This is a genomic window from Sphingomonas populi, assembly GCF_004208535.1.
GTDB classification, from domain to species: domain Bacteria; phylum Pseudomonadota; class Alphaproteobacteria; order Sphingomonadales; family Sphingomonadaceae; genus Sphingomonas; species Sphingomonas populi.
Map to the genome: position 1 here is coordinate 18,716 of NZ_SGIS01000030.1, position 25,712 is coordinate 44,427.

General features: G+C 65.2%; 26 protein-coding genes. 12 read left to right on the forward strand and 14 right to left on the reverse strand.

Annotation, left to right across the window (positions count from 1 at the left end):
• The first annotated feature begins 120 nt into the window (after positions 1-120).
• Positions 121-1,746, forward strand: a complete 1,626-nt coding sequence (locus EWE75_RS17310; protein WP_130159363.1) for a GMC family oxidoreductase — start codon at positions 121-123, stop codon at positions 1,744-1,746.
• Between the two features lie 8 nt (positions 1,747-1,754).
• On the opposite strand, the gene EWE75_RS17315 is transcribed toward EWE75_RS17310, so the two are convergent.
• Positions 1,755-2,528, reverse strand: coding sequence for a helix-turn-helix transcriptional regulator (locus EWE75_RS17315; protein ID WP_130159364.1), 774 nt, complete (start codon positions 2,526-2,528; stop codon positions 1,755-1,757).
• Between the two features lie 20 nt (positions 2,529-2,548).
• Here EWE75_RS17315 and EWE75_RS17320 point away from each other — a divergent pair, with 20 nt between their 5' ends.
• On the forward strand, positions 2,549-3,820 hold the full coding sequence (locus tag EWE75_RS17320; protein ID WP_231708424.1) for an acyl-CoA dehydrogenase family protein: 1,272 nt from the start codon (positions 2,549-2,551) through the stop codon (positions 3,818-3,820).
• Here EWE75_RS17320 and EWE75_RS17325 read toward each other — a convergent pair.
• Positions 3,795-4,577 (reverse strand): ThuA domain-containing protein, encoded by a 783-nt coding sequence (locus EWE75_RS17325; RefSeq protein WP_130159365.1) that lies wholly within the window; start codon positions 4,575-4,577, stop codon positions 3,795-3,797. The genes EWE75_RS17320 and EWE75_RS17325 overlap by 26 nt on opposite strands.
• Positions 4,570-6,000 carry an aromatic ring-hydroxylating oxygenase subunit alpha gene (locus EWE75_RS17330; protein ID WP_130159366.1) on the reverse strand — a complete coding sequence of 477 codons (1,431 nt, stop codon included), beginning with the start codon at positions 5,998-6,000 and terminating at the stop codon, positions 4,570-4,572. The genes EWE75_RS17325 and EWE75_RS17330 overlap by 8 nt, the downstream gene beginning before the upstream one ends.
• Positions 6,001-6,149: 149 nt before the next feature.
• Between EWE75_RS17330 and EWE75_RS17335 the strand changes: the two genes are divergently transcribed.
• The 4 genes from EWE75_RS17335 to EWE75_RS17350 are packed head-to-tail and all read left to right on the forward strand — an operon-like array spanning position 6,150 to position 9,086.
• A complete protein-coding gene (locus EWE75_RS17335) occupies positions 6,150-6,932 on the forward strand; it encodes an SDR family NAD(P)-dependent oxidoreductase (protein WP_130159367.1) in 783 nt (260 codons plus the stop codon).
• A 4-nt stretch (positions 6,933-6,936) separates the two neighbouring features.
• Positions 6,937-7,755, forward strand: coding sequence for an SDR family NAD(P)-dependent oxidoreductase (locus EWE75_RS17340; protein ID WP_130159368.1), 819 nt, complete (start codon positions 6,937-6,939; stop codon positions 7,753-7,755).
• Positions 7,756-7,789: 34 nt separating this feature from the next.
• Positions 7,790-8,569 (forward strand): SDR family oxidoreductase, encoded by a 780-nt coding sequence (locus EWE75_RS17345; protein ID WP_130159369.1) that lies wholly within the window; start codon positions 7,790-7,792, stop codon positions 8,567-8,569.
• 7 nt (positions 8,570-8,576) lie between these two features.
• On the forward strand, positions 8,577-9,086 hold the full coding sequence (locus EWE75_RS17350) for a VOC family protein (RefSeq protein ID WP_130159370.1): 510 nt from the start codon (positions 8,577-8,579) through the stop codon (positions 9,084-9,086).
• 222 nt (positions 9,087-9,308) lie between these two features.
• Here EWE75_RS17350 and EWE75_RS17355 read toward each other — a convergent pair whose 3' ends face one another.
• Genes EWE75_RS17355 through EWE75_RS17365 form a run of 3 tightly spaced genes read right to left on the reverse strand, consistent with a single transcriptional unit; the run spans position 9,309 to position 11,718 of the window.
• Positions 9,309-9,728, reverse strand: a complete 420-nt coding sequence (locus EWE75_RS17355; RefSeq protein WP_130159371.1) for a nuclear transport factor 2 family protein — start codon at positions 9,726-9,728, stop codon at positions 9,309-9,311.
• On the reverse strand, positions 9,725-11,053 hold the full coding sequence (locus EWE75_RS17360) for an aromatic ring-hydroxylating oxygenase subunit alpha (RefSeq protein ID WP_130159372.1): 1,329 nt from the start codon (positions 11,051-11,053) through the stop codon (positions 9,725-9,727). The genes EWE75_RS17355 and EWE75_RS17360 overlap by 4 nt, the downstream gene beginning before the upstream one ends.
• On the reverse strand, positions 11,050-11,718 hold the full coding sequence (locus EWE75_RS17365) for a nuclear transport factor 2 family protein (RefSeq protein ID WP_231708425.1): 669 nt from the start codon (positions 11,716-11,718) through the stop codon (positions 11,050-11,052). Before EWE75_RS17365 ends, EWE75_RS17360 begins: the two co-directional genes overlap by 4 nt.
• Before the next feature lie 108 nt (positions 11,719-11,826).
• On the opposite strand from EWE75_RS17365, the gene EWE75_RS17370 reads away from it, so the two are divergent.
• Positions 11,827-12,513 carry an SDR family NAD(P)-dependent oxidoreductase gene (locus EWE75_RS17370; RefSeq protein ID WP_130159373.1) on the forward strand — a complete coding sequence of 229 codons (687 nt, stop codon included), beginning with the start codon at positions 11,827-11,829 and terminating at the stop codon, positions 12,511-12,513.
• 13 nt (positions 12,514-12,526) lie between these two features.
• Here the strand turns inward: EWE75_RS17370 and EWE75_RS17375 are convergent, their stop codons facing one another.
• Together EWE75_RS17375 and EWE75_RS17380 are read right to left on the reverse strand one after the other, a co-directional pair.
• A complete protein-coding gene (locus EWE75_RS17375) occupies positions 12,527-13,351 on the reverse strand; it encodes a sugar phosphate isomerase/epimerase family protein (RefSeq protein ID WP_130159374.1) in 825 nt (274 codons plus the stop codon).
• The gene (locus EWE75_RS17380) at positions 13,348-14,523 is read right to left on the reverse strand and encodes an aromatic ring-hydroxylating oxygenase subunit alpha (protein ID WP_130159375.1); all 1,176 of its coding nucleotides are present in this window, start codon (positions 14,521-14,523) and stop codon (positions 13,348-13,350) included. The genes EWE75_RS17375 and EWE75_RS17380 overlap by 4 nt, the downstream gene beginning before the upstream one ends.
• A 175-nt stretch (positions 14,524-14,698) precedes the next feature.
• Here EWE75_RS17380 and EWE75_RS17385 point away from each other — a divergent pair, with 175 nt between their 5' ends.
• The gene (locus EWE75_RS17385) at positions 14,699-16,318 is read left to right on the forward strand and encodes an AMP-binding protein (RefSeq protein ID WP_231708426.1); all 1,620 of its coding nucleotides are present in this window, start codon (positions 14,699-14,701) and stop codon (positions 16,316-16,318) included.
• On the opposite strand, the gene EWE75_RS17390 is transcribed toward EWE75_RS17385, so the two are convergent.
• The gene (locus tag EWE75_RS17390; protein ID WP_130159377.1) at positions 16,309-17,112 is read right to left on the reverse strand and encodes an SDR family NAD(P)-dependent oxidoreductase; all 804 of its coding nucleotides are present in this window, start codon (positions 17,110-17,112) and stop codon (positions 16,309-16,311) included. The genes EWE75_RS17385 and EWE75_RS17390 overlap by 10 nt on opposite strands.
• Before the next feature lie 176 nt (positions 17,113-17,288).
• Here EWE75_RS17390 and EWE75_RS17395 point away from each other — a divergent pair, with 176 nt between their 5' ends.
• Entirely contained in the window at positions 17,289-18,047 is a 759-nt protein-coding gene (locus EWE75_RS17395; protein ID WP_130159378.1) for an SDR family NAD(P)-dependent oxidoreductase, read from the forward strand.
• A 45-nt stretch (positions 18,048-18,092) separates the two neighbouring features.
• Here the strand turns inward: EWE75_RS17395 and EWE75_RS17400 are convergent, their stop codons facing one another.
• Both EWE75_RS17400 and EWE75_RS17405 read right to left on the reverse strand, forming a co-directional pair.
• Complete coding sequence (locus EWE75_RS17400; protein WP_130159379.1) at positions 18,093-18,806, reverse strand: SDR family NAD(P)-dependent oxidoreductase; 714 nt, start codon at positions 18,804-18,806, stop codon at positions 18,093-18,095.
• Entirely contained in the window at positions 18,803-19,816 is a 1,014-nt protein-coding gene (locus EWE75_RS17405; RefSeq protein WP_130159380.1) for an NADP-dependent oxidoreductase, read from the reverse strand. Before EWE75_RS17405 ends, EWE75_RS17400 begins: the two co-directional genes overlap by 4 nt.
• A 146-nt stretch (positions 19,817-19,962) precedes the next feature.
• Between EWE75_RS17405 and EWE75_RS17410 the strand changes: the two genes are divergently transcribed.
• Both EWE75_RS17410 and EWE75_RS17415 read left to right on the forward strand, forming a co-directional pair.
• The gene (locus EWE75_RS17410; protein ID WP_130159381.1) at positions 19,963-22,323 is read left to right on the forward strand and encodes a TonB-dependent receptor; all 2,361 of its coding nucleotides are present in this window, start codon (positions 19,963-19,965) and stop codon (positions 22,321-22,323) included.
• Positions 22,324-22,402: 79 nt separating this feature from the next.
• On the forward strand, positions 22,403-23,167 hold the full coding sequence (locus EWE75_RS17415; protein ID WP_130159382.1) for an SDR family NAD(P)-dependent oxidoreductase: 765 nt from the start codon (positions 22,403-22,405) through the stop codon (positions 23,165-23,167).
• 100 nt (positions 23,168-23,267) lie between these two features.
• Here EWE75_RS17415 and EWE75_RS17420 read toward each other — a convergent pair whose 3' ends face one another.
• The 3 genes from EWE75_RS17420 to EWE75_RS17430 all read right to left on the reverse strand — a co-directional run bounded on the left by EWE75_RS17420 (position 23,268) and on the right by EWE75_RS17430 (position 25,173).
• Positions 23,268-24,269 (reverse strand): NADP-dependent oxidoreductase, encoded by a 1,002-nt coding sequence (locus EWE75_RS17420; RefSeq protein ID WP_130159400.1) that lies wholly within the window; start codon positions 24,267-24,269, stop codon positions 23,268-23,270.
• A 23-nt stretch (positions 24,270-24,292) separates the two neighbouring features.
• On the reverse strand, positions 24,293-24,721 hold the full coding sequence (locus EWE75_RS17425; RefSeq protein WP_130159383.1) for a nuclear transport factor 2 family protein: 429 nt from the start codon (positions 24,719-24,721) through the stop codon (positions 24,293-24,295).
• 89 nt (positions 24,722-24,810) lie between these two features.
• Positions 24,811-25,173, reverse strand: coding sequence for a Rieske (2Fe-2S) protein (locus EWE75_RS17430; protein ID WP_130159384.1), 363 nt, complete (start codon positions 25,171-25,173; stop codon positions 24,811-24,813).
• Positions 25,174-25,296: 123 nt separating this feature from the next.
• On the opposite strand from EWE75_RS17430, the gene EWE75_RS17435 reads away from it, so the two are divergent.
• Complete coding sequence (locus tag EWE75_RS17435; protein ID WP_345789392.1) at positions 25,297-25,707, forward strand: nuclear transport factor 2 family protein; 411 nt, start codon at positions 25,297-25,299, stop codon at positions 25,705-25,707.
• Positions 25,708-25,712 lie beyond the last annotated feature (5 nt).

Genomic DNA, 25,712 nt, shown 5'->3' on the forward strand with positions numbered 1-25,712 from the left:
ACAGGTTCCAGCTTCTCCGGGGACGATCTAGGCGCGTCCGCGCCCGCTTCGTGACTCATCAAAACGCTAGGGTGGACAAACTGCTAGGTCATGCGACCTGTCTCGGCAGAGGATGGGACCATGCCGAACGTCTGGGATTATATCATCGTTGGCGCCGGATCAGCCGGTTGCGTGCTGGCCGAGCGGCTGAGCGCGGACGGCCGATCGCAGGTGCTGCTGCTGGAGGCGGGCGGCCGCAACGACAGCTTCTGGGTCACCCTGCCCAAGGGCGTGGCGAAGCTGGTGCAGAAGCCGGAGCATATGTGGGTGTATCCGGTGGCACAGCCGCGCGAGGACGGTGGCGCAGCGGGTGGCGAAGTGTGGATTCGCGGCAAGGGCCTGGGCGGTTCGTCCTCGATCAACGGCATGATCTGGAGCCGGGGCGAACCGGCGGATTACGATGCGTGGGAGCAGGAACACGGTGCGACCGGCTGGAACGGCGCAAGCATGACCGCAGCGTTCCTGGAACTGGAGGATCACGCGGCTGGCCCCTCCCCCGTACGTGGCGCGGGCGGCCCGGTGCGGGTCAATCCCGCGTGCTACACCTATCCGCTCGCCGACCGGATGATCGAAAGCGGCGCGGCGCTCGGGATGCGGCCGGTCGATGATCTGAACGCAACGACAGGCCCTCGCGTCGGCCTGTACAGCCACAACATCCGCAACGGGAAACGCGAGTCGTCGGCGCGCACCTACCTGAAGCGCGCGACCGGGCGACCTAACCTGACGGTGATGACGGGCGTGACGGTGCAGCGGATCATCTTCGACGGCACGCGCGCTACGGGTGTCGAGGCGACTGTCGAAAATGTCATGCGACGGCTCGAATGTGCGGGCGAGATCATCGTCAGTGCCGGCGCGATGGAAAGCCCGCTGCTGCTCCAGCGGTCCGGCATCGGCGACGCGGAGCGACTGCAAGCGGCGGGAATACCGCCGCTGTACCACGCGCCTGACGTGGGGGAACGAATGATCGAGCATCTCGCCATCTCGCTTCCGTATCGGCTGGTGCGCGGGCGGGGTACGAACCGGAGCTTCTTCGGGGTCGGCGCGGCGCTCGCGATGCTGCGCTATCTCGTCAGGCGCGACGGAATCCTGGCGACCGGCCCGTTCGAGGTGGGCGCCTTCTGCAACGTGGCGCATCCCGACGGACGCACCGACGCGCAATTCTACCTTGGCGGCTACACCTTCAAGATCGGTGACGACAACGATCCTGTGCCCCTCGACAAGATCGATCCCCGTCCGGGGATCACGATCTACGGGCAACTTCTGCGCCTGACCAGCGAAAGCGCGGTGCGGGCCACCGGCCCCACAGCGGACAGCCTGCCGAACGTGCTGCACAACTTCCTGACCACCGAGCATGATCGCCGATCCGCTGTGGCGCTCATCCGCACGATGCGCGCGTTCATGGCGGCATCCCCCCTGGGGCAAATGGTCGGGACGGAAAGTACGTTGGGGCCGGACGTCGCGACCGACCAGCAGATTCTCGCCAGCTTCCGCCGGCTATCGACGTGCGGCCTGCACGCGATCCGTTCGTGCCGCATGGGCAGCGATCCGCTTGCGGTGGTCGATCCTCGGCTGCGGGTGAACGGGGTGCAGGGCGTTCGAGTCGCGGATTGCTCGATCATGCCGGGCCATGTCACCGGCAATACCAATGCCCCGGCGATGGCGGTGGGATTGCGCGGCGCGGCCATGATCCTCGAGGACCGGGGCTGAGCGCGCCATCAATTGTGCAGCGAGATATACCCCAATTGGGCAGCCTTGAAGACTGTCTGGCTGCGGTTCACCGCGTTCAGCTTGGTCGCGGCGTTGTGGATATGGAACCGAACGGTGGCGCGGCTGCGCGACATGATCAGGCTGATCTCGATATCGGTCTTGCCGATCGCGGCCCAGCGCAGACATTCAACCTCGCGCTTGGACAGCCGCGAGCCTGACGGCAGCGCCTGCATCGCGCCCATGATCTGCACGTAGGTCGCGATGAACGTCCGCGCGTAAAGCCCGAAAGCATCGGACATGGTGTTGAAGTCATCGGTCAGATCGGTCTTGGTGCGGTCGATCGGGTTGAAGCTTACCGCGCCGATCTGCCCGAACGGCAGATGGACCGGGACCACGATCGCCGCCTTGGTCATGGCGCGCTGCTCGAAATTGGCGACGTCGATCGATCGCAGATACGGGTTGTTTTCGCGGGTACGGAAGCCTTCGGCATTGGCCCAGAATGGCTGGCTTTCGAACCGACAGGCGGTCGTGAGCGGAGAATCCAGTGCGATCCGCGAGTTCTGCCACCACACCCGATCCTCGTCGGACCATCCGAAGATCGATGTCGCCAGCATATTGCCCTCGGCATCAACAGGCGTGCGTTTGTCGGCAAGATCATGCGCGGGTGCGACTCGCATCCCGCATTCGTGCGCGATCGCGTGCAACGCCTCGGCGGCCGGTTTGATGTGTCCCGGGGAGGTGACCCGCACCGCATCGATCTTTTCTTGAGATAACAGTTGCACGTCATTCCTCTCGCCAAGGCTTGTACCTGCCCCGCGTGCGCGGAGCAATCAGGACTGGTCCCGAGATGACGGTTTGCCGCCTAACACTTTGCCCAGCGGAAAGGCGTGCCCGCAAGGTGATAGTGGAGAACGATCAATGGGAGTGGATCGTGAACTTCAACCTCACCGAAGACGAGGAGATGCTGAAGGCGCTGGTGGAGCGCTTCGTGCGCGACCATTACGATCACGAAAGCCGGCGGAGCTTTCAGGCCAGGGCTCCGGGCTTCTCGGTCGCCAACTGGCGCACACTGGGGGATATCGGGCTGCTGGCCGGCCCCCTGCCGCAGGATTGCGGCGGGCTCGATATCGGCGCGACGGGGATCGCGACGATGTTCGAAGCCTTGGGGTACGGCCTCGTCGTCGAGCCAGTGGCCGAAGCCATCGTGCTCGCCGCACGGCTGTTCCTGACCGGCGCCAACGAACCCTTGCGCGACGCATGGGCCGCGTCGTTACTGAGCGGCGACAAGCGTATCGCCCTGGCCCACGCGGAACGGGAATTTCGCGACGACGCATGCTGGGTGCGCGCGACAGCACGCTATGACGGGGACGCCGTAATCCTCGACGGAGAAAAGGCGTTTTGCGTCACCGGCAGCAGGGCCGATGCCTATATCGTCTCGGCCAGGTCGAGCGGTACGCCGGACGACCAACATGGCGTGGAGTTTTTCCTGGTCCCCGCCGATACGGTCGGGCTGACCGTTACCGAATGGCCCATGATCGACGGTATCTACGCGGCCGCGCTGCGGTTTACTGACATGGCGGTGCCGGTGTCCGCCCGGCTGAACGGCGACTTCACCGCCTTGGCCGAGGTCGAGATTCTCGCATCGCTGGCCCGCTCTGCCGAGGCGTTGGGGATCATGCGCCGCCTGTTCGCCGATACGATCGACTATCTAGGCACGCGTACCCAGTTCGACGTTCCGATCGGGTCGTTCCAGGCGATACAGCACCGTATGGTGGCGCAATATGCCGCAATCGAGCAGAGCCGCGCGCTTATCAACCTCGCACTCGTATCCGCCCAGCCGGCAGCGTTCGCGCGGGCCGTGCACGGTGCCCGCGCCTACATCGGCGAGGCATCCGTCGCGCTGGGCCATGAGATGATCCAGTTCCACGGCGGCATGGGCGTCACCGACGAGCTTGCGATCGGCACCGGGCACATGCGGATGCTGATGCTGTCGCGTTGGCCGGATGCGCCGCTGGCGGCGCTCGATCGCTTCGTGGACCTCGATAGCGCTATCGCGTGTGATCTCGCTCCTTGAGCCAGCCGATGCCGCGCAGCAGAAGGTCGCGGAACACCGGCAGATCCCACGCACACCGGTCTACCGTGGGCCACCAGTCGAGCATCGGCTGCAGATCGTAATGCCCGCGGCAATGCCCGAGGGTATTGTATAGCACGGCGCCCGCGCCGTGTTGCTTGATGTACATCACCGGGTGCTTGCCCGGCGCGTCAGCGGCCTCGGCGAAGCCGGTGCCCTCCTGCGTGCAGTCTGTTTCGAGCAGCACATGCAGGTCGCCGTGCCGCTCCATGTGGTACAGTTCGTCGGTTGTCTCGAACGGCGCGATCCCGGCCACCAGCGGGTGATCGGGATCGGCGATGGTAACGGTGTAGGGCGCAATCGGCGGGTGCGACAGGAACTGCGTGCCGAGCAGATCCATGAACAACGGCGCCCAGCGCGGCGCGTCCCACACGCCGCTTTCCAGCAGCCGCAGCACCGAATTGGTGCCGTGCAGTGCATACCAGCGACCGCCCGCCGCCAGCCAATCGCGCAACGCCTCCTGCGCGGCGAGCGAGGGGGTAACGTCGCAGGTGTAGGTGATGAGGATGTCGGCCCCGCGCAGCGCGTCGATCGTCTCGTAATTCTCGAACACGCGCGTGCGGACGGCGGGGTCGTCGGCAAGCAGCTTGAGCAGTTCCAGTCGCGCGAAATCCATGTCGTGCCAGACGCCGCCGCAGACGAGGACGCAGTTGATACGCCGCGGGTGGTTTGCGGCGGGGTCGCCTGCCGGATCAGCCATGCACGCCGCCGAGGTCGCCGTTGATGTATTTCATCATCGTGTCCTGGAACTGCCGGATGCGGATTTCCTGGTAGTTGCCAAGCTGAATCTGGCCGGTCTTCGACGCGTGCAGCCCCTGCTGGACATAGGGCAGATTGTCCATGTCCTGCTCGAACACGTCACCCAGGATGCCGAGCTCGGGTGCTTCGGTCCACTTTTGCTCCAGCGTCAGGAATTTGAGCGCCGCGCCGCGTGGCATCGGCTGCCCCTTGGGCATGCGGGCGAGCACACGCACTTCCATGATGCAGGTGTCAGGCGTCTTCCCCGGCTTCCAGTTATACACGATATTGGGCATGTATCCGCCCCACGGCGCGAAATTGGGGAAGACGTTGTAGACGAGTGCATCGAGCAATTCAGCGTCGGTCGCGTCGGCGTGGTCGTATCCGGTGTTTTCGGTATAGGCCTTGCGCATCGCCGCGCCGAGTGCGGCGCGCGCGGTCACGCCTTCCGGCACGGTGATCGCCATCGGGTTCTCGTGCGCGGCATCCTCGTAATTGTCGGCTGAGCGGCCGTTATACTTGATGAACTCGTCGACGATCCATTGCTCGCCCTGCCCGTCCCGAATGTGCGGGCTCATCACACCGAAGGGCACGAGGTTGACGTTGATATTGTCGCCCCACGTCCAGTAGGCGGCGTTGGAATCGCCGGTGAACGGCAGCAGTTGCGGGTGCGTGACGATCGTGTGCCAGGCCTCCATGAAGGCCTCCATCGTCACTTTCCAATTGGCGGGCACTTCCTTCGCGACACGCATGACCGTCGCGCATTCCTCGTGGCGCCAGCGCCGGAAATGCTCGGGGAGCGGTGCCAGAAACGCCTCCAGGCTCGGTCCGCCCTTTTCTTCGCGGATGAAGACATAGCCGGCCCAGCGCCCGACCTCGGCCTCGGGCAGCGACAGCTTCGCCGGCGACAAATGCGGGAAGTCCCACTGGCAGGGCATGGATTTGAAGCTGCCGTCCTTGTTCCAGGCGAAGCCGTGGAACGGGCAGGCGAACGTGTCGGCCGCCCCATCTTCAGTGCGCAGCTTGCGGCCGCGGTGAAGGCAGACATTGTGCATCGCCCGGATCGAGCCGTCATCCTGCCGCGTCACCAGATATGAACGGCCCACATTCTCGTAGACGACGAAATCGCCCGGCTCCGGCAAATCTTCTTCGCGCGCGGCGAACTGCCAGACATACGGCCACATCTTCTCGCGTTCTAGCGCGGCGAAGGCTTCGCTGGTGTAGCGCGCGGCGGGGACCGGGCCCGATCCGCGATAGGTGTAGCTTTCCTCGGTGAGGATCGCCGGCGGCGTCCGCGAATCCATCGCCATCAATTCGGCCCAACTAATGCCCGCGCTACGATCCGCGCCGAGATTCGGCTCGATATTGGGGTCCAGGTCGGCCATGTCAGATCATCTCCACCGCGCGCGCGTTTTCGCGCTTTTTCAGGGTTGTGGCCGACGGGCGAGCGCATGTCACCTTGCGCAAGTCATAGGTTTGCCCGCCCCCCGCGATCGGCCATGAAGAGACAAAGCAGAACCGCAAGGAGAGTGGCGTGGAACAGCGCTTGCAAGGCAAGGTCGCACTGGTCACGGGTGGAACCTCGGGCATCGGCGCGGGCACCGTCCGGCGGCTGCGCGCGGAGGGTGCGCGGGTGATCTTCACCGGATCGAACCAGTCGGCCGCCGATGGCATCGTCACGGAAACCGGCGCCGAATTCATCCGCCATGACGTGACGGACGCCGCCGCATGGGGCGGACTGATGACGGAAATCCTGGAACGCCACGGCCGGCTCGACACGGCCTTCGCCAACGCCGGCACCGAAAGCGGCGACGGTTCGATCGAGTCGATCACGATCGAGGGCTGGAACACCGTGATCGGCGTCAACCTGACGGGCGTGATGCTAACCGTGCAGCACGCCATGCGCGCGATGGCGACGAATCCCGGCGGCCCTACCGGGTCGATCATCGTCAATTCATCGATGAACGCGCACCGTGCGATGGGCAATTTCCTGGCCTATTCGGTGTCCAAGGCCGCCGTCGTCGCGCTGGTGAAATCCTCGGCGGTTCACGCCGGAAATCGCAAGTACAAGATTCGCGTCAATGCGGTGCTGCCCGGCGTCGTGGAGACGGCGTTGATCGCCAATCTCATCGACAAATCAGGCGATCCGGTCGCCACTCGCGCCGCGTACGAAGGCCTGTCGCCGATGGGCCGCATGGCCTCGGTCGAGGAGATCGCCGGAATGGTCGCCTGGCTCGCGTCGGACGAGGCGCGGTTCTGCTCGGGCAGCGAATTCACGATGGACGGCGCCAGCACCGCCGGCATGAACGGAGTTTAGGCGCATGGAGTCTCTGGGTTCGCACCGGCTGCAGGGTCGCATCGCGCTTGTCACCGGGGGCTTGCGCGGCATCGGGCTTGCCTGCGTCGAGCGCTTCCTGGCCGAAGGTGCCGAAGTCGTCCTGACCGATCTCGAAGCACCGGACGGCGACCTCGCCACCGCCACGCTGGCACGGCTGGGGCAAGCGGCAAGCTATGTTCGCGCCAACGTCACCAGCGAAGAGGATTGGGCGACGCTGCTGGCGCGTGTGGAGCAGCAGCATGGTGCGCTCCACATTCTCGTCAACAATGCCGGGATCGACCTGACCGGCCCGGTGGCGACCACCAGCCTCGAGGGCTGGCGCAGGATCATGAGCATCAACGTTGACGGCGTGTTCCTCGGCACACGGGCGTTCGTGCCGCTGATGGAGAAGAGCGGCGCGGGCGTGGCCGGCGGCGCCTCGATCATCAACGTCAGCTCGATCATGGGGCTGGTCGGGATGAGCGAAGTCTCCGGCTATAACGCGAGCAAGGGCGCCGTCCGGCTGTTCACCAAGTCGATCGCGCTGGAGTTTGCCGAAAAGCGCATGCCGATCCGCGCCAACTCCCTGCACCCCGGCTTCGTCGTCACGCCGCTGCTCTCCGCCGGGTTCCAGCGCTGGGTCGATAAGGGAATCGCGGAGAAGCCGCAGGATCTGGTCGATATGGTTGCCGCCAAGACGCCGATGGGCCGGCTTGCCGATCCGTCGGAACTCGCCAGCGCCGCCTTCTTCCTCGCCAGCAGCGACAGTTCCTACATGACCGGCGCGGAACTGGTGATCGACGGCGGCTGGACCGCGCAATGATCGCCATTCATCCCGCACCTGACAGGACAACGCCATGACCATCGCCCTTCCCGGCGTCATCGCCGTCGTGACCGGCGCCGCAGGCGGCATCGGTCGCGAAATCGTCAAGGCCATGAAGGCGGCAGGCGCGACCGTCGTCGCCACCGACCTGCGCGACACGGCGGACATCGACGGCGCCGACCAGTATCTGAAGCATGACGTGGCGAGCGAGGGCGATTGGCGCGCGGTCGAACGCCTCGTGCGCGAACGCTACGGGCGGCTCGACGTGCTGGTGAACAACGCCGGCTATTCGATCGTCACGCGCTTCGAAGATACACCGCTCGCCGAGTTTCACCGGGTCAACGCGATCAACGTCGATTCGGCGATCATCGGCACCCAGATCCTGCTCGACATGCTCAAGGCGGGGGGCAAGGCGCGCACGGGCGGCGCGTCCGTCATCAATTTCTCCAGCGTCGGCGGCCTGCGCGGCGCGGCGTTCAACAGCGCCTATTGCGTCAGCAAGGCCGCCATCAAGATGCTGTCGAAATGCCTCGGCGCCGAATTCGCGGCCTTGGGGTATAATATCCGGGTCAATTCGGTTCATCCCGGCGGCATCGACACGCCGATGCTGAATGCGATCATCGACCGCTATGTCGAGCTCGGTGGCCTTGCGTCGCGCGAGATCGCGCTGGCGGGCGTCGTGCAATCGCACCCGATCGGGCGGCTCGGCAGACCGGATGAGATGGCAGGCGGCGTGGTGTTCCTCGCGAGCGACGCGGCCAGCTTCATGACCTGCGACGAGCTGGTGATGGACGGCGGCTTCTCGCAGGTCTGAGCGGACGATGACAACGGCACTGCCTGGCGTGATCGGCATCCACCATATCGGCGTGTCGGTGCCCGATCTCGCTCTCGCGCGGCGCTTCTACATCGATCTCCTCGGCGCGGAGGAGGAGGTGCCGCCGCTCGCATGGGCGGACAATCCCTTCATCGATGCGGTCGTGGGGCTGAAAGGCAGCGCGGCGCGGCAATTCTTCTGTCGCCTCGGCACCCTGCAGATCGAAGCCTTCGAATACAGCGCGCCGAAGCAGGCTCCGCTCGACCCGTGGCGGGGCGTGAACGAATATGGCTACACGCATGTCGCGCTGCAGGTGGAAGATCTCGCCACCGTCCACGCGCGCATCATGGCGGAAGGCCTGCCGGTCCACGCCCCGCCCGCTATGGAGGCGATCACCACCGATGCGAATGGCGTGATGCACGGGTACGCGGGCATCTATTGCCGGGACTATTTCGGCAATGTCTTCGAAATTCTGGAAATCCACGCATGCCCGGATATTCGCGGGATCGGGGCCTAAGCTACAGCCCCAAACTACTGGGACGAAGAGTGGGCCGACGAACGGGTGTTGCTGCGCCATTTTGGCGACCCGTCCTATCACGCGATGCGCGCGCATCTTGAGACGCACACGCTGACCGGCTTCAGCGTGATGCTCTACGCTGCGGACAAGGTAGAGCCGGTCTATGACGAACAGGGCCGCGCGATGCTATCTTCGGCGTGTGTCTCGACGGAAGGGCGCCGCTCAGGCGTCAGGCGGAATCAGGAAGTCCATCGTGAAGCGCGTGGCCTTCCAGCCCGACCCGGTCCGCACCGCGTCGTAATAATAGCGCCCATGGATCGTGATACCGCCGCCAGCCTTGTACCGGCCCATGCCCGTCACGTAGCTGCGGATCGAGGCGGTATCGCCGCCATAGGCGGTGACGGCGAAGTTCGACACGTAATGCGCCTGCGCCGCCATCGCCTCGAACGCTGCCGCGTAAAAGCTGCGGATGCCGGCGTGCCCGCTCACGCTCGGGAAGCCGATGCCCGACAGATCGAACACCGCATCGGGCGTGAAGACCGCGCAGATGCCGTCCAGATCGTGCAGGCTGTCCACGCCCTGCGCGTGTGCGACGACCAGATCCTGTAGCGCCAGACGATCCTCGACCGGGCAGGCGCTCATGCCGGCTCCGTCCCCTTGACGTAATCGTTGAGCAGTTCGTGGAAGCGCTGGACCCGCTTTTCCTGGTTCGGCAGGATGCAGCCCTTGAAGCCGCGCGAATTGAGCCCCTGCTGCTGGGTGGTGCCGATCGACAGATCCTGATCGGCGACGAACCCCACGCTTACGCCGTCGCCATAGGTCGAATGGCGCACCAACGCATCGTGCCGCAGCGGCAGTTCGCCGACCGGCCCCATCACCGTCTTCATGCCTTCCACTGGCGGATACAGGCACCAATGCTGGAAGACGCACTTTTCCGGGTCGGTGGGGTGCGGCTCGGTGCGCAGCACCTGCAACTGCTCCGGGCTCATCGTCAGCGTGAGATTTGGGAACAGCGTGCAGTGGAAATAGTCGACGAGCTGCTGGTCGGTCATGCTTTCGTAATTGGTGAAACCCCGGCCCGGACCAAGCCGGCGCTTCGCCGCGATGATCGCCTGACGAAGATCGCCGGTGCGGCCGTTATACGCCTCGGGATCGATATCCCATGCGCGCGCAACGTCGTCGAGCGGAGCAGGAACTTCGGTGGTGTGATAATCGACGCGCGTCGTTGCCTGATGGCCCTTCATCCACATCGAATTGTGCCCCGTGGGGTACATTTCGAACACGGTATCCGGCAGCCCATCGTTGATGAAGGTCGCGAGTTCCGGGTGGATCGTCGGCAGGTGATAGCTTTCGTTGAAATTGTCGCGGATGATCTTCCAGTTGAAGTCGCAATCCACCGACAGCTTCAGCACGCGGACCCAGGTGTCGATGCCGTAGCCCTTCAGGCGTTCGGGGAACGGGGCCAGCCATTCGTGCAGCGGCGCGACGTCGTCGTCCATGCACCAGAAAACGAACGGCCCCCATGTGTCGCAGCGCAATTCCGCGAGATGCACCTTGCCGCATGGGCTGCCACCGGCGAAATCGTCGGGGTCCTGCACTTTCACAAGCGTACCGTCGATATCGAAGGTCCAGTTGTGATAGCCGCAGACGATACGCGGAACGCTTGCCGCTTCGCCGACGATCAGACGATTTCCGCGATGCGGGCAGGTGTTGTAGAAGGCGCGGATCGCCCCGTCCTCCTGCCGCACCATCAGGACCGATTCCTTGCCGAAATTGTGACGGACGATGTCGCCCGCATCCTCGAATTCGGCAAGCACCCCGCCGAGATGCCACACCTTCGGCCACAGGTTGCGAGTCTCGAGATCCATCCAGTCCTTCGAAATGTAGCGATCGGCGGTGATGGTATCGCCGCGCACCGGCAGATCGAAATCCTGCGAATAGCGCGATACGCTCGCTTGTACATTCATCGGTCGATTCCCTGTCGAAAGGTCTGGCTGAAATCGGCGCCGTGGCGGGCGCCGCGCACGAGCGCCGGATTGGCGGTAAAGAAGTCCGCCCCACCCGGTTCGTCGCGAACCCAATCGGTCACCAGCGTGCGCGAAACGATGCCCCAGCGCCTATCCCGGCAGGCAAGCGCATCCACATACCGTCCGGCGATGAACAGGTCGCGCAGGCCGCCGTCGTCTGTTGCGACGCCCTGCCACGCCTGGAAATAGGATTCGGCAATCGCCCGGTTCCCGTCGAGCTCGATCCGCACCTGGCCGAGGAGATGGTGGGTCGCCGTCATCCCGCCCAGCACGGTCTGCGTGAACGCGACATACGCGTCCGCGCCGCCCTGCATCAGACCGACATCGATCCGCGCGTCGGCATGGAAGGCACTTCGCACCAGCGCGGGATCGAGCCGGTCCAGCCCGCGCATATAGCGCTGCAGTACATCGGTAATGTCGCGACGCGCGGCAAGGTCGCGGATTTCCGCTTCGAGATCGAATTCCGCCGTTGCGATCCTGTCCATGCGCTGTCGTCCATCTCCTGCCGCCAGCACCTCGTACGCGGGTTGCGGCATGTCATCGGGTCGGCGCAGTAGCGGCCGACTCCCATCCGGTTTATGCGGGTTGGAGGCGATCCGGCCCACCTCTCCCTTTGGTCAGTGCGAAAGCGTCTCACACAAATGGCAGGTGCTACGGCATCGTGGCGCGTCCAAGTTCGCGCAAACACGCATAAAAAACGCAGGAGAGATGTCATGGCGAACGTCGCAATCACCGGAGCCGGGCGCGGCATCGCTCTGGAACTCGTGAAACAGCATCTCGCCGCCGGCGACCGCGTCTATGCGCTCGTTCGCAATCCCGCCTCGGCAAGCACCGTCAATGCCCTTGCGGAACGTGCCGGCGGAAACCTGACGGTACACGGGATGGATGTCACCAGCGACGAGAGCGTGACAGCGGGCGCGGCGTCCACCGGCCACGACCCGATCGACCTTCTGTATAACGTAGCCGGCGTCCTCGGTGCCGTCCCCGCCCAACTCGATCGGGTCGACTGGCAGGATTTCGACGAAACGATCGAGATCATGCTCAAAGGCCCGTTGCGTGTTCTGGTCGCTTTCCTGCCCCGTATGCACACCGGCGCCAAAGTGATGAATTTGACGAGTCAGCTTGCCGCATCGACCTGGCCTTATGGCGGCTATTATCCCTATGTCGCGGCCAAGGCCGGGCTGAACCGCCTTATGCGGTCGATCGCCATCGACGTGAAGGATCGCGGCATTGTGGTCGGCCTGATTCACCCCGGTTACGTGCAGACCGACCTCGGCGGCGCAGATGCCGACATCACGCCGGAGGAAAGCGCGCGTGGCATCAAGGCGCTGGCGGAAGGCTGGACGCTCGACCGATCGGGCGACTTCTACAAATGGAACGGCGAGCCGCACGCCTGGTAAGCGCCGGACGCGGTCAGCCGGCGCCCTGCGCGTCGAACCACGCGCGGGTCGCCGCAGCGACCGCACAGGCGCGCACGACCGGATCGGGATGGGCCTCGCGCAAGGCCTTGCTCCGTAGCTCGATCGACAGTGGCACGCCTGCGGGCAGCGCGGCCAGCATCGCCGCGAGCGGCAGGCTTCCCGCGCCGCAGTGTTCGCGCAGGTCGATGGCATCGGTGATGACAGCGTCGAAGTCCGCAGGGTCCGGCCGGGTCGCGCGCGCGTCGCAGAATTGCGCATAGGGCAGCAGCCTCGGGTCGAGCGCTGCGATCTGCGCCAGGCTCGTCCCCGATCGGTCGACGTGGATCGGATCGATCAGGATCGCCGCCAGCGGGTGTGCCACGGCGGCGACGATGGCGCTGGCCTGCGCGAGATCCTTCACTGCGGTGAAGATGCCGAATTCCAGCGCGACGCGCATCCCGCTGCCCTCGGCGTGACGGCACAGCGCCGCAAGCTTCGCAGCCGTGGCGTCCGGGTCTGGATCGGACGAGACGCACAGCACGTTCGCGGCGCCGAGGTCTGCGCCCACGTCGATCACCTTGCGATGATCGTCGATCCGGCTATCCGGCTTGATCCAGATCACCTCGACATCCAGCAGCGGCAGCCCCGTGGCGGCAAGCGCGGCGCGCGCCTCGCGGGTATCCCCCGCGCTCCATTCGCCGGGCTCCACCCAGATGCCGGCGGCATCGAACCCCGCCGCCCGCGCCGCGGCTATGACGGTCGCGGCGCCGAATTCCGGGAGCACCCCCGATGCCAGCGAGAGCGGATTGGCGGTGCGCGGCGCGGCAACGCCCGTCACATCACCGGCTCTGGCTGCGACGGGTCATCCTCCAGATACCAGTTCAGCCATTCGTGGAAGAATTGGTTGCCACGCTCGTTGCGCCCGAACACGAGATTGTCGTGCGCGCCCGATTCCAGGCCCTTCTGGATTTGCAGGCCGATGACGTAATCCTCCTGATAGGTCACATCACGGAAGAAGTTCATCGCCGCCTCCACGGCTTCGCGGTCGGCATCGTCACGGATCGGATGGCGCCGGAGGTAATTCAGCACGGTGCGGTTCCTGTCCGGCGTCGGGCCGGGGAAGAGCTGTGCGACCTGCGTGATCTCGGGCGCGATGAAGATCGAGACGTTGGGAAAAAAGATGCGGACGAAATCATAGCCGTAGTTCTCGCGCGTGCCCCATGCCTCGCGCGGGACCGTGCGCAGTTGATCCGCGATCGAATGCTGGGGGAATCCGATCCGCATGTTCGGGCCGAAGCCTTCGTAATGCGTCGTGTTGGACGGCGTGCGCGGATAGATCGTCTCGGGGTGAAGCGATTTGAAATGATAGCCTTCGAGATACCCGTCGAAGGCGATTTTCCAGTTCGCGCCTTCGATTGTCCGGTTGCCCAGATACGTCCAGTCCGCGAAATCGAGCGCCTCGAAATCCTCCAGAAAGCCGCGGAAGTGCCGGTCGAGTTCCAGCGGCGCATGGGGCGTGAGGCAGACGAAGATCATCCCCGCACGCTCCTCGCACGGCAATGCGCGCAGGCCGAGCTGCGCCTTGTCCATCTCTCCGAACGTCGATGGTTCGGCGATTCCGATCAGCCTGCCGTCCGTGCCGTATGTCCACGCATGGTATTTGCAGGTGAAGCGGGCGCAATTGCCCTTGCCCTCCGCCACCGGCGCGCCGCGATGCGAGCACACGTTCAGGAAGGCATGGACCTGACCGGCTTTATCGCGGTTGATCAGCACCGGCAGGCCCACGGCATCCATCGCCTTGTAGTCGCCGGGGTTGGGCAATTCCGCCGTGAACGCCAGCATCAGCGGCACGCGCTTGAACACCAGTTCGATTTCGGCCTTGAACTGATCTTTGTCGACATAGCTCGCGGTGGGCACGGTGCGCGGTCCGGCGCCCTGATGGGTTTTCCCCTGCTCCACATAGCCAAGCATGATTTCGGCGACGTCACCGATTTGCTGCACCCGCTCCACTGGCTTCTCCTCGTTGTCGCATTCTGGCGTCTTGGGCGGAGACGCTGGACGCTCGCAGGTGTGCCCGCAAGCTGCGCAAGGTGCTAGGATGCGCAGGGGCCGCGAAGCCTTGATACTTTTGTCAGTTGGATGCGCGCGCCGACACGGGCAATCAGCCGACATGACGGAGAGGACAATGCCGCCCTGGGCATGGCTGAAGACACCGCCCGCGCATCTGGCAGGCTATGCCGATGCCGGCGTGTGGGACGCGCGCACGCTTGCCACGCAGGCAGCGGCACTGGCGCAGGTCGATCCCGATTTTATCGCGCTGATCGACGGCGATGTCGCGGTGACCCGGATGCAGGCCCTGACGGATGCGCGCGCGCTGGCGGTGTCCCTGCACGACCGGGGGCTTCGCGCTGGCGATGTCGTCGCCTTCCAGATGCCCAATTGGCACGAGGCGATGATCATCAACCTTGCCGCCGCGCTCTCCGGCCTGGTCGTCAATCCGATCGTGCCGATCTACCGCGATCACGAAGTGTCGATGATGCTGGGGGACTGCGGCGCGCGCGCGGTCTTCGCCGCATCCGCTTTTCGTGGCGGCGAGCTGGCGGCGATGGCCGAGCGCATCCGCAGCAGCTTGCCAGGGCTGGACCAGATCCTCACCGTACGCGGCAGCGGTGACGACGATTACGCCGCCCTGGTTTCCGCCGGTCGCGGGCGCCCCTTCGTCGCGCCGAACGTCGATCCGCTGGGCGTGAAGATGGTGCTGTATACCTCCGGCACCACCGGGCGCCCCAAGGGCGTATTGCACAGCCATGTTTCGATCGCGCGAGTCCTGCGCGCGAGCGCGGCGCACTGGCGGCTGATGCCCGGCGAAGCGACGCTGATGCCCTCGCCCGTCACGCACATCTCAGGCTATGCGAACGGGCTGGAAGCGCCGTTCGTGTGCGGCACCCGGACGATCCTGATGGAAAGCTGGAACGCGGCGGAGGCGATTGCGCTGATCGAGCGTCACGGCGCCGTGGGCACCGTCGCAGCGACTCCGTTCCTCGTAGAGCTGGCGGCGGCAGCGCGTGCGCGGGGATGCGAGCTGGCCGGTTTCCGCTTCTTCGCCTGTGGCGGGGCGGCGGTGCCGCATGACCTGATCCCCGCCGCCAACGCGGCGTTTGCGGACTGCCGCGCCTTCCGGGTGTTCGGCGCGTCCGAAGTGCCGCTGGTGACGTTCGGCTGGCCCGACGACCGCGTGCTTGCAGCGACGACCGATGGCGAGATCGTCGATTACGCGGTTCGCATCGTCGATGGCGACGATCGCGACGTGGCCGACGGGCAGGAAGGCGAGATCCTCGCGCGCGGGCCGGCGATGCTGCTGGGGTATGCGGATGCGGCGCAAACGCGCGAGGCGCTGACCGCCGACGGCTATTTCCGCACGGGCGATCTTGGCGTCCGTTCAGCCGAAGGCGCGCTGACCATCACCGGGCGCAAGAAGGATCTCATCATCCGCGGCGGCGAAAACATCTCCGCCAAGGAAATCGAGGACGTGCTCCATACCCACCCCGGCGTGCGCGAAGCGGCGGTGGTCGCGATGCCACATGCGCGGCTTGGCGAGGGTGTCTGCGCCTATATCATCGCGCGCGGCGCGCTACCGGACAGGCAGGCGCTCGCGGATCACGTTCTCGCGAGCGGCCTCGCCCGCCAGAAGACGCCGGAGCGTTGGGAGTTCCGCGAGGATTTCCCCCGCACCGCCTCAGGAAAGGTCCGCAAGGACCAGCTCCGCGCCGATGTTCGCGCCCTGATGGAAGCGGCTCAGGTCTGAGCGGCGGCGGCCACGGCGGCGGCGATCTCGGCATTGGTGGGATTGCGACGCAACGTCAGCCCGCCGTTCACCTGCAAATTCTCGCCCGTCATGAAGCATTCGTCGCTGGCGAGAAACACGGCGGCGGCGGCGATATCGTCGCTCGTGCCGATCCGTCCGAGCGGATAGCCCGCCAGAAACGCTTCGGACAGCCCCGGCACCGACATCGCCTCGGCGGTCATCGGTGTTTCGGTGAGGCCCGGCGAAATCGAATTGGCCCGCACGCCTTCGGCGCCGAATTCATGCGCGATGCAGCGGATGACATGGTCGGCCCCGGCCTTGGTGCCCATATACGCCGCATGATCGTTGAGCATGATCGTCGCGGTCGCCGAACTGATCTGGAGGATCGATCCGCCGCGCCCGCCCGCCGACCGCACCATCCGCCGCACCATCGCCTGATAGAAATGGAACGGCCCGGCAAACTGCAGCATCGTAATGGCCATCAGCTCGTCATGCGTGGTGTCGAGAAACGGCTTCAACAGCCCCCAGCCGGTCGCATTCACCGCAATGTCGATACCGCCCAGCTCCGCAACGGCAGCATCGCCCAACGCATCGACGCTTTGCTCGTCGGTCAGGTCGCACGTCGTCCACGCGCATCCGTGCGCCCCGGCGAAATCGGCGAGCACATCGCCTTTGCGCCCCGATACCAGCACCTGCGCGCCCTCCGCGAGGAACCGCGTCGCGATGTGCTGGCCCATATTGTCCGGGCTGCTCGCGCCGAGAATCACGGCCCGCTTTCCATCCAGCCTCGCCATGTCCGCCTCTCCTATCTATCGGCAATGCGCTATCATGGCGCCCGCCATCGCCGTCCTGATCAAAACGTCAGTGGTGCGGCCGAGGCGCTCGGGCAAAAGCGGCACGCGGCTGCCTTGCGCGCCAAGGACGCCACAAGAACACACGCCGCGACACGGCCAGCGATGAGGATTGCGGAATGGATCTCGGACTGAAGGGCAAGAAGGTCATTCTCACCGGCGGTAGCCGCGGCATCGGCCGCGCGGCGCTGGAAATCTTCGCGGCGGAAGGGTGCGACATCGCCTTTTTCTCGCGGAATGCCGATCAGGTCGCCGAAACCGTCGCGTCGCTCTCCGCGCACGGCGGCACGGTGATCGGCGAGGCGCTCGATATGCTCGACCACGCCGCCTATGTCGCGTGGCTGAAATCGGCGGCGGAACGGCTCGGCGGCTGCGACATCTTCGTGCCGGGCGCGAGCGCATCCGGCTCCGGCGCGACCGGCGATTGGGAGGCCTGCTTCGCCGCAGACATCAAGGGCACGGTGCTGGGGTGTGAAACCCTGCAACCGTGGCTCGAAAAATCGAGCGCGGGCGCGATCGTCATCATGGCATCCACTGCAGCCACCGAGACGTTCATCGTCCCGCAGGCCTTCAACGCGATGAAAGCCGCGCTGATCGCCTACTCTGGGCAATATGGCCAGGCGGTCGGGCATCTCGGCATCCGTGTGAACTGCGTGTCGCCGGGGCCGATCAAATTTCCCGGCGGCAATTGGGAAGCGATCGGCAAGGCCATGCCGGACTTGTACCAGGCCACCGAAGCGACCTTTGCGCTGGGCAGATGGGGCGGCCCCGAGGAAGTGGCGCGCAGCATCGTCTTTCTCGCAAGCCCGGCCTCGTCCTACACCACCGGCACCAATCTGGTGGTGGACGGCGGCTACACCAAGCGCGTTCAATTCTGACGGCATCCCAATCGCGAGGCGGCTCGGTTGGAGCCGCCTCGCCCATCAGTGCCGCGCCATCGCGCCGCCATCCACCCAAAGGCCGTGGCCCGAGACGAAGCGCGCATCGTCGCTGCACAGAAACGCAACGACATCGGCAATGTCCTCAGCGCGGCCGAGCCTGCGTAACGGCGCCTTGTTTTCCCAGAAGTCGCGGTACGCCGGCGTTTCGGTAAAGGCGGGCGCGGTCATCGGCGTGTCGATGGCGCCGGGCTGGACGCATGTCGCGGTTACCCCGAACGGTCCCAGTTCCGCTGCGATCGACTTCGTGAGGCCCAGTACCGCGTGCTTCGATGCCGCATACGCGCACAGCCCTTCGTCGCCGAACGTCGATGTGGTCGATCCGATCGTCACGATCCGGCCCGCCCCATGTGCTTTCAGATGCGGCACCGCCGCGCGCACCAGCCGGAACACGGCGAGCAGATTGATGTCCAGCACGCGCTGAAAATACGCGTCCTCATGCCCTTCCAGCGGATGAAACGCGCTGATCCCGGCGCACGGCACCACGATGTCGACACCGCCCATCGCCGCCACGGCCGCCGCGACGAGGTTCTGGTTGGCATCCGCCCCGGTCAGGTCCGCGACGAAATCGACAGCCCCCTTCACGTCCGCCGTGAACACCCGCGCGCCATCCGCCGCCAGCCGTGCGGCGACAGCGGCGCCGATGCCGGAGGCTGCGCCGGTGACGATCGCGCGCCGTCCCGCCAACCGCGCGCTCATGCGATCTTCAGGATCAGCTTGCCGGTATTCTCACCGGTAAACAGACGCATGAACGCCGGATATGCGTTCTCCAGGCCGTGCTGGACATCCTCATCGACGCGCAAGCGGCCATCCGCCATCCACCCCGCCATCTGCGTCGCACCCTGCGGGAAGCGATCGGCATAGTCGGCGATCAGATAGCCGTGGATCGTCGCGCGTCGCGCGATGATCTGCCACAGGTTCCGCAAGCCGACCTTCTCCGGGGCGTTATACTCGCTGATCAGCCCGCACAGCACGATGCGCGCGCGCAGGGCGAGATTGAAGACGGTCGCTTCCATCACCGGGCCGCCGACATTCTCGAAGACGATGTCCACACCCGCCGGCGCCGCTTGCGCAATCGCTGCGACGAGCGCGGCGTGATCCTTGCCCTTGTAATCGATCGCGACGTCGAAGCCGTAATCCGCCAGCAGGCGACGACATTTGTCCTCGCCCCCGGCGATGCCGATGACGCGACAGCCGAGGATCTTGCCGATCTGCCCGACGGCCGAACCGACCGCACCGGCGGCACCGGAGACCAGCAGCGTCTCTCCCGGCTTGGGACGCGCCACATCGGCAAGCCCGAAATAGGCGGTAAGCCCCACCGCGCCCAGCGCGGACAGATAGTGCGACGGCGACGCCACCGCCGACACGTCGATGCATCGCGTGAACCCGCCAGGCGTGGCGACGGAATAGTCCTCCAGCGCGTTCAGACCAAGCACCCATTGCCCGACCGGAAAGGCCGGATTGTCGCTCTCCTGCACGACGCCCACCGTCGTCGCACGCACCGCATCGCCGAGCGGAATCGGCGGCAGATAGCTTTCGGCATCGTCCATCCAGCCGCGTTGCGCCGGGTCCAGCGACGCGAAATGATTGCGGACGACGAAGCCGTTCTGCGGCACTTTCGGCATATCGCTGGAAACGAGCGCGAAGTCTTCGGGAACGGGAACACCGCTCGGCCTGCGTAGAAGTACGAAGCGTCGATTTCCGGGCATGGCATCCATCTCCTGTGAACAGACTGTTTTCACCGCACGGGATAACAAGCACCTGTGCAATTCGACAGGTCCGCTTTCTCCGAAAAGCGTTCCATAAGGTTATTGTTAGGGCGGCCGGTGAGTGAGCACGCCTCTGGGGAGGATCAATGAGGAAATCCGCACGCTTGCGCGGGGCGCTTCTGCTCGCGCTCTCGACAACCGCTTTCACGGAAATGGCGTCCCCTGCCTTCGCGCAGGCCCCGGCCACCACCGCCGATGGCACCGCCGCGCAAGCCGCCGATCCGGCCGACATCATCGTCTCGGCGCGTCGCCGCTCGGAAACCTTGCAGGAAACGCCGGTCGCGATCACTGCGGTCAACACCGCGATGCTGGAAGCCAAGGCGGCCGTGAACATCGGCGACCTCCAGGGTGCTGCCCCCGGCCTGCTGATCACGCAGCAAAACTCCGGCGCACAGGCCGCCAACATCTCGATCCGCGGCCTCACCTATGCCGACGTCGAGAAGTCGCAGACGCCCACCGTCGGCGTGGTCGTCGATGGCGTCACCATCGGCACCAACACGGGCCAGTTGCAGGATGCCTTCGACGTCGCCCAGATCGAAGTGCTGCGCGGCCCGCAAGGTACGCTGTTCGGTGCCAACACGATCGGCGGCGTCGTCAGCATCACCCGGTCGAAGCCGACGATGGAGCCGGGCGGCAAGGTGGAATTCACCTATGGCCGCTTCAACACCTGGTCCGGCAAGGCAATCCTCAACTACGGCGACGGTGAAACCTGGGGGGTTAAGGGCTTCTACTTCCACAACCAGACCGACGGTTACTACCACAACGTCACCCGCAACACCTCTGACGGCTGGAGCAAGGGCGACTCGTACGGCGCAACCGTGCTGTTTCGTCCGGCGGGCTCGACCTTCGATGCGCAGCTCACCGTCGAAAACGTGGTGCAAAGCTTCAACCCGGTGGTGAGCAACATCGCCAAAACGGGCGAAGTCTTCTGCGCGTTCGAGCCGGCGGTGGAATGCAACCGCAACACCACGACCGACCTGTACACCACTTACGGCCAGGCGGCCGACAGCCATTATCACGCGCCAGACGCCACGCTCGAAATGAACTACGACATCGGCGGCATCAAGCTGACCGCGATTACCGGCTGGCGCCACACCCGTGAGGAGCAGGAGCAGGATTTCGACGGCTCCAGCGTTGATCTGTATTACGTGGACCGTCGCCAGCACTATACCCAGTGGAGCCAGGAACTGCGTGCTTCTGGAAAACTGTTCGACGGGTTTGACTATGTCGTCGGCGGCTATTTCTTCGATTCGAAATATGACCTGACACAATGGTCTCGCGTCTTGGCCTTCGCGCCGACCACGCCGCCGACACAGTTCGATACGAACGCCCAGCATGTCGAGGGCAAGACCCGCAGCTATGCCGCGTTCGGCGATTTCAACTGGGCCTTCGCAAGCAAGTTCCGCCTGTCGTTCGGTGGTCGTTTCAGCCACGACAACAAGAAGCTGTTCAATGGCTTTGCCGGCGGCAAGCTGGTCGATCCGGCCAACGCCACCGCCAGCCAGTTCGTGCCGGTCGGCACCGGTGACGCGAGCTTCAACAAGTTCACGCCGAAGGTCGGTGTCGACTACCGTCCCGACAGCAACACGATGTTCTATGCATCCTGGTCGCGCGGCTACCGGTCCGGCGGCTTCAGCCCCCGCGCCGCCACGGCGGACACGGCGAGCACGCCATTCCAGCCGGAGACGGTCGACTCCTACGAAATCGGCACGAAAATCGCGCTGTTCCGCCGCAAGGTGGAAATCAACCTCGCGGGCTATGTTTCCGACTACAAGAACATGCAGCAGAACCTGACCCTGCCCGGCGGCCCGACGGGCAACCAGACGATCACCGGCAACGTCCCCGGTGGCGCCATCATCAAAGGCATCGAGATGGACGGCACGTTCCGCGTGACCCCGCAGTTTCGGATCATGACCTCGGCCGCCTATATGGAATCGCACTTCCGCAATTTCATCGCGAACGGCGTGCTGCCGGCGGGGCTGGCATATCCGGGCGGCGTGCTGGCACCGGCGAGCGGCATCGGACCGTATGACTATTCCACCAACAACCTGATCTACGCGCCGAAGTTCACCAGCTCGGTGGCGGCGGAATATGAAATCCCGACGAGCTTCGGCAAGGTGCAAACCTCGCTGAGCTGGCGCCACATCAGCCCTTATGACGAGCAGCTTTCGGCCGCGTCCACCACCCCCGCCAATATCGGCGGCAAGGCGGGCGTCATCGTCAACGGGAATGACCCGCGCGTACGCACCACCACGCAGGATCTGATCGACGCCAGCCTGACCGTGAACTTCAAGCTGTCGTCCACCGATGCGTATGTCCGTGTCTTCGGTCGCAACCTGGCCGATCAGAAGACCACGACCCACGCCTTCACGGTCGCCGGCCTGTGGTCGTTCGGCATGGCGCTGGAGCCGCGCACCTACGGCGCGACGATCGGCGTGAAATTCTGATGTGACCCGCCCCTCGGGGCAATCGGGGGTGCCGGGCGGTTCGCTGCGGGCACCCCCTTGTTTTTAAGGAGCAGGAATGATGGCACGTCTCGACGGCAAGATCGCATTGGTGACGGGCGCGGGCAATGCACGCGGCCTTGGTGCCGCAACCGCGAAACGCTTCGCGGAGGAAGGCGCCCATGTCCACCTCACCGATCTTGACGAGGCCGGCGCGCACGCCGTCGCGCAGGAGATTCGCGCGGCCGGCGGAACGGCGCAGGCCCATGCCCATGACGTGACCAGCGAAGCCGGCTGGGATGCGATTTTCACGGCGATCGTGCAGCAGCACGGTCGGCTCGACGTGCTGGTAAACAACGCCGGTATCGCGATCCTGAAGCCACTCGATATGCTCTCGGCCGCCGACTGGGCGATGCAGAACAGCGTCAACCTGGACAGCGTGTTCTACGGCACGCAGCGCGCGGTCGCGCTGATGCGCAAGGTCGGCCAGGGCGGATCGATCGTGAACCTGTCGTCGATCGCCGGGCTCGTCGGCGTATCGATGTGCGGCGCCTATGCAGCGGCGAAAGGCGGCGTGCGGATGTTCAGCAAGGTCGTCGCCCTCGAATGCGCGGCGGATAACATCCGCTGCAATTCGGTCCACCCCGGCATGATCGAGACGTCGATGCAGGATGTGGCACGACGCGACAATCCAGCGGGGTTCCAGCAGATCGTGGCGGCCATTCCGATGCAGCGCATGGGTACGCCGATAGACATCGCCAACATGAACCTGTTCCTCGCAAGCGACGAATCCGCCTATATCACGGGCGCGGAATTCACCGTCGATGGCGGCGTCACGGCGATGTGACGCCGCTCAGGCCCGAAGCGCGGTCCAGCGGATCGCGTGCCGGTAGTGCGGGCTGTCGTAGGCGGACGGCCCGTCGCTCGCGGTGACGGGGTGATCGGTATCAGAGCCTGACCACGACCTTGCCGAGACTGCCGCCGGTCAACATCCGCCGATAAGCGGTGAGCACGTTCTCGATCCCCACCGTCTCATCGATGTGGAGCGCCAGCGTGCCACCATCATGCCACGCCCGCAAACGCGACAGGAAACTGCTCGCGCGGTCGAGGAAATCGGGAATGAAGAAACCTTCCACCCGCAGGCGGCGCATCAGGATCTGGTCGAAATGGCGTGGTCCCGCCATCGGCATGTCACTGGCGTACGCGGAGATCAGCCCGCAAATCGCGATGCGGCCATAATGCGCCATGTTCGGCAGCACCGCATCGAGGATCGCGCCACCGACATTGTCGAAGAAGGCGTGTACCCCGCCTGGCACACGCGCCAGTTCGGCAGCGACATCCTGACTGCGGTAATCGATCGCGATCTCCGCGCCCAGCGCCTCGCGCAGATACGCGCATTTGGCCGGGCCACCGGCGATGCCGATCACGCGCGCACCCAGGTTGCGGCCGATCTGGCACGCAAGACTGCCGGTCGCGCCCGCTGCTGCGGAAACGGCGAGCCACTCCCCCGCCCGCACGCCCAGCACTTCGGCCACGCCCGCATATGCGGTCGAAGCGTTCAGGCCGAGCGCACCGAAATGCTGGCGCGGGTCGGCGATACTGTCATCGACCGCTTCCAGTGCCGCAAGCGCGGGCGTGACCACCGATTGCTCCGCCCACTGCCCGAAGCCACGCACCATCGTGCCGACCGGAAACGCCGGATCGCGGCTCTCGCTGACCCGGCCCAGCACCAGCCCGGTCATCTTGCTGCCGAGCGGCAGCGGCGGCTGATACCCGTCCGTGCGCGGGCTCATCCACATGCGGGTGCCAGCGTCCATGGAAAGCCACTGCGCCGCGATCCGCACCTCGCCTTCGGCCAGCGGCGCGATTTCCTCGCTGCACAGGCTCAGCGACTCGACGAACGCATCGTTACCGACCGGGTGCCGGTCGAGCCGCCAGAAGCGATTCATCACGCTTCGACCGCCCCTCGCGCTCAGCATCCCTTCGGCGCGTGCTGGCGGTGGATGTTGCGGAACGAACGGGACGCGAAGTACCAGCGGCCCGCGATCCGCACGCAGACGTCCTCATACACGCCGCGATCGCGCATGGTGGTGCCGTTCTGGTCGTAGACTTCGGACGTGTAGCTGCGCATCGTCGCGCGATCGCCCTCGATCTCGATGGAGCCGGGCCACGCCTCGAACATGATGCCGGGATAGGCTTTCATCGCCTCGACCCACATCGCGACGATCGCGGCGCGGCCCGAGATCGTGCCGATTTCGGGATAATCGGGCAGCGACCATTCGGCCTCCTCCGCCCAGGTGGCGCCCCAGTCGGCGGCGTCGCACCGGGTCACGGCGTCGGCATAGGTCTCCAGCAGTTCCCGGATTGCCAGACGGTCTTCGAACCCGCCGGTAAACGTCATGATCGCCTCTCCCTATGCTTTGGGACAGAGGCTAACCTGCCGGAGCCCCCCGCGAACCTGCGACAGGTGAGAGGGGTGTCGCGCCGGTTTCAGCTTGGCGGAGCCGGACGCTCGTTCGGGCCGGGGGGCGATGCGGGCACCGCCACTTCGATGATGCCGTCGGTGATGCGGATGTCGAAACGGCGCAGATCGGGGTAGGTGCCGCCGATGCACCGTCCGCTCCCCGCCTCGAACCGCGCGCCGTGCAGCGGGCACATGATCGCGCCGCGACGGACCTTGCCGGGCGAGAGCATCGCCGCCTGATGCGTGCAGCGATCGTTTACTGCGTGGAAGCCATCATCGCTGTGTACGACAAGTACGCTCCAGCCGCCCAACTGCGCGGCAAGTTTCCCTGCCTCTGGGAAATCGGCCGCAGGGCAAAGCGGCTGCCAGATCGGATCGGAATCGGTCATGGCAGCACGAATAGCGACCGGATCATGCGCGCGGCAAGCCAAGGATAGGGCTATGAGATTCGCTAGGTTCGGCATTCCGCGCGGGTCGCCACACTGCGGCGAACGAGAGGAGCCGACAGCATCATGAGCATGTCCCGCGAGGAAACCATCGCCTTTGTCGAACGCCTGTATACCGTGACCGGCGCGGGCGATTGGGCAGCCGCCGCCGACATGCTGACCGAGGATTTCGTCGCTTATGAGGCCGACAGCATGCCGATGGCCGGCGCCTACCGGGGCAAGACCGGCTTGTACGATCTGTTCGTCAAGGTGATGACCATGGTCGACGTGGTCGGGCTCGATCGCTCCAGCGTGATGGCCGAGGCGGACTGCGCCATCGCGGTCATCACGATGCGGTTTGCCGATCCGTCGCTCGCGCCCGCCGAACTGTGCGAAATGTTCCGCTTCCGGGATACGAAGTGCTGCGAGATCAAGCCCTTTTACTACGACCCCGCCCAATTCGCAGCCGCGTGCGACGCCAAACGGGCTTCGGCCTGACCATC